Raw genomic sequence first — 3,380 nt, 5'->3', positions numbered from 1 at the left:
CCTGCACAGGCTATTTATCCCGCGTGACTGTAACCGATTGCGAATGACGGCATCAGCTGGATTATAACGCCTGGCCACTATGGTCGGTAGGTACAGTGACTTGCGTAGAGGAACATTTATTCTCCCTTCACCCTTTTCATTTCCCCCTTCTCCGATAACGATCAGTCAATCATTTCGCAGAAGAGGTTCTCATGTTCATGTTTATTGAGCCGTCGGGCGTCTGGCCTGTGGAGCAGGTGGCTACGGTTCCCAGATCGGCAGGATCGTTCACGGCAGGCCCGGATATGGCGGCGAGCGGAGGACAGGGCCTGCTTGCCGGTCCTGTCGCTCCAATACTGCAACATCTGGCGAAACAGTGGGGCTGGTCCTATCAGCAGACAGGTCAGGCGTTTGGCATGCCTCGGATCGCAGTGATGGCAGATGCCCATATGGCACGACTGGCCGCAGCCATGAACGCACAGATGCGCGGAACGGCAAAAGTGCTGATGAACCCCCGGACGAAAACCATTGTCCTGCACTTTGGACCCTCTGTCGGCCCCGTCCAGAAAAACATTTCTGTGTTGGAACCACGAAAGGCGGACAGTTCTCCCCATAAAGTGGCGCCCGACTGCATTTTGTCAGGATCATTGCCTGCAGTGCAGACGGGTGACAGAAAAACGCTGTCTTCCACCAGCCTGCCCAGGATTCAGTTGAGTCCGGTAGTGTTGCATTCGGCTCTGCAGACAATCACATCGGCCACGGGGCATGGCGCCCGAATATCCACCGATGTTTCTGCCGATCATTCTTCTGGTTATTTCCCCTTGAATACCCCTGCTTCCGCCCTGCTGTTCCTGCACATCCTTCGTCGTCATGAAGGGCTGATGGTGACCACGAATCCACGCACGGGAGTCGTCACGATTTCACACCGACAGGAACAGCATCCCGGGATGTTGCCCGAAGCTGATACAAAGGAGATCTTCTGAATGAGCGATGAACAGAATCCCTATCTGAACGCCCGTCGTGAGTGGGACGAGCGTTATGGTGATCAGATTACCCGCGCCCACAACTGGCGGAAGGCGGCATTTTCGGCTTTCGGAGTGGCCGCTCTCGCCGTGTTGGGCATTGCCTATATTGGTGCCCAGTCAAAAATCCAGCCCTATGTGGTGAGTATCGATTCCATGGGCAATCCCATTGCCATTGCCCAGCCCAGCACAGGTGGTGCCGTAAGTGAGCGGATAGTCGAAGCCCAGGTGGCCAACTGGGTCTGGGAGTGGCGCAGTTTTCTTCCGGACCCCAAGGTCCAGAAGCAGATGTCCCAGCGGGTGTATGCGCTGATCGGGACCGATGTGGCCGCTGAACTCAACCCCTGGTATGAGAAAGCCTGGGTAAAAAATGCCGGAAAGACCGTCGAAGTGCATATATCAAGCGTGTTGCCGGTAGCCAAAAACACGTACCAGGTGAACTGGGTCGAGACCCATTACCAGAACGGACAATCTCTGGGCCAGAGTTACTGGAAAGCCAACGTGATCGTGGGCTTTGACAAAAAGCTTACTGCCAGCCCGCAGGTTCTGATCACCAATCCCCTGGGTCTCTATATCAAATCCCTGACCTGGACTGCCGTATCCGAAGGAGTTGCCCAATGAAGAAAATGCTGATTGCCGCTGCCATGACCCTGGCCAGTACGGGGGCTTATGCCGAAAACAGCGCCGCGCTGTATCACGAAATTTCACATTCCACCCATCTGGTGACGTCACCAGGAGCTCAAAATGCCGAACAGCAGGCATCCGCACTGTGGGCCAAAACCGGGCAGGCTCCCACCATTGCGGGAACCAATGGGGAACTGATGTATGCCTATGGGCAAAGCCATCCTGAAATTCTCTGCGCGCCCCTGCATGTGTGCATGATCAGACTGCTGCCAGGCGATACGGGTACGGTAACCCTGTCCATCGGAGACAGTGTGGACTGGCGAGCCAAAGCCATTCCTGCTGGCGATACCTCAGTGATTGTAATCAAACCGGTGCGCTCTGGCCTGCACACGAATCTGGTCGTATCAGTTCCCAAAACCGGGCATGTTTACTATCTCAGCCTGGTATCGGACAAGGCCCGTTATGTGCCTGCCATCGGGTTCTATGATCCTGCCGCAATGGTCCAGAGCTTTCATATCGAAGATCAGCAGGCACAGCAGAAGGCCAGGAAGCAGTCCCAGAATCAGATAGCGGTTCTGGGCAATGTAAATCCTGCGGACCTGGACTTTGCTTACTGGTGGGAAGGCCCGAAAGCACTGCGTCCGATCCGGGTGTTTTCCGGAGAGGGGCATGTGTACATCCAGATGCCGGCTGATCTGCGTTACCGCAATGCTCCGGCACTGTTTGTCATCGAAAACGGCAAGGAACAGCTCACCAATTATCAGCTCAAGGGCCAATATTTTGTGGTGGATCAGCTCTTCAACAAAGCGCGGCTGCTTCTGGGCGTGGGGGATCACAAACAGGTCGTGACCATCCATGCGGGCCATAAGCCCTCTTTCTGGTGAGGTGATTCATGGCGGAAAATGACAAACCGACAGTACCGGATATTACGGGTGGCGGCGCCGGCGGCAAATCTGCGCCCCTCATCAGGCCTGCGCCGGCCCATGGGGGCAAGCGCCTCAGCCAGAAGGGCAAAGCCATTGTACTTGTGGGGGGTGGATCGCTGGTGGCCCTGACCGTAGTCGGGATCATGCAGGCCAGCCATCATCCAGCATCAGGTTCCTCTGCGGGGTCCCCCACACCCCAGATCGGGATCAGCCAGCCGCCTTCTCCTCCACCTCCCATGACGCTGGCCCGGAATGGAAATGCGTCCGGTGATCTCCAGCAGAATGGCGCAACGGCCAGTACTGCCAGCGGTCATTCTGCCCAGCTTGGTCCTGCCACCCTCCATAAAAAACTGACGCCTGCCGAGAAATATCAGGAATGGCTCGTCAATTACCATTACAAAATGCTGGAAGCACGGATTCAGGATCAGACGACGGCAAAAAGCTCAAAACTCACTACGGGAAGTGGGACAGGTGAAATGCCCGATACGTCACCGGGCACAGCAATGGGTAACTTCAATGTCAATCCGGACAGCTATCTGCAGGCTGCCCTGAAAGCCATATCCCAGACGGGCACGGTGCCGCCTGACCTGCTGAAGAAAATTCAGGGGTTTGAAGGTACTGGAGGCCAGGGTGGAGGAGGTTCAGGACAAAATGACAATCAACAGTTTCTGAGCCAACAGAAAAACGCGAAAGACAAAAACGGGTATCTGGATGAATCGCTGCAAAAGCCACTGAACCGTAACGAGGTCACCGCAGGCAGCATTATTCCTGCCGTCATGGTGACTGGCATCAATTCAGATCTGCCCGGTGAAATAGTGGCCCAGGTGCG

At 55.6% G+C, this 3,380-nt stretch carries 4 protein-coding genes; all 4 read left to right on the top strand.

The features are described from left to right. Nucleotides 1-191: 191 nt before the first annotated feature. A complete protein-coding gene (locus AC2VLY_RS16855; RefSeq protein ID WP_486894200.1) occupies nt 192-962 on the top strand; it encodes a hypothetical protein in 771 nt (256 codons plus the stop codon). Further along, nucleotides 963-1,622, top strand: a complete 660-nt coding sequence (locus tag AC2VLY_RS16850; protein WP_486894199.1) for a VirB8/TrbF family protein — start codon at nt 963-965, stop codon at nt 1,620-1,622. It begins immediately after the preceding gene. Continuing rightward, nucleotides 1,619-2,509 (top strand): TrbG/VirB9 family P-type conjugative transfer protein, encoded by an 891-nt coding sequence (locus AC2VLY_RS16845; RefSeq protein WP_486894198.1) that lies wholly within the window; start codon nt 1,619-1,621, stop codon nt 2,507-2,509. Before AC2VLY_RS16850 ends, AC2VLY_RS16845 begins: the two co-directional genes overlap by 4 nt. Nucleotides 2,510-2,517: 8 nt before the next feature. Next, nucleotides 2,518-3,380 (top strand): hypothetical protein (locus AC2VLY_RS16840; protein WP_486922689.1); only part of this gene is annotated, 863 nt, incomplete at its 3' end.

This window comes from Acidithiobacillus sp. TH-A36 (genome assembly GCF_057473445.1).
The sequence above is the reverse complement of the archived record's forward strand: the minus strand, read 5'-3'. Positions and strand labels throughout refer to the sequence as shown.

Excerpts from the sequence above, each read along its gene's own strand:
- AC2VLY_RS16855 (WP_486894200.1), top strand. The coding sequence starts at position 192 with ATGTTCATGTTTATTGAGCCGTCGGGCGTCTGGCCTGTGGAGCAGGTG.
- AC2VLY_RS16850 (WP_486894199.1), top strand. The coding sequence starts at position 963 with ATGAGCGATGAACAGAATCCCTATCTGAACGCCCGTCGTGAGTGGGAC.
- AC2VLY_RS16845 (WP_486894198.1), top strand. The coding sequence starts at position 1,619 with ATGAAGAAAATGCTGATTGCCGCTGCCATGACCCTGGCCAGTACGGGG.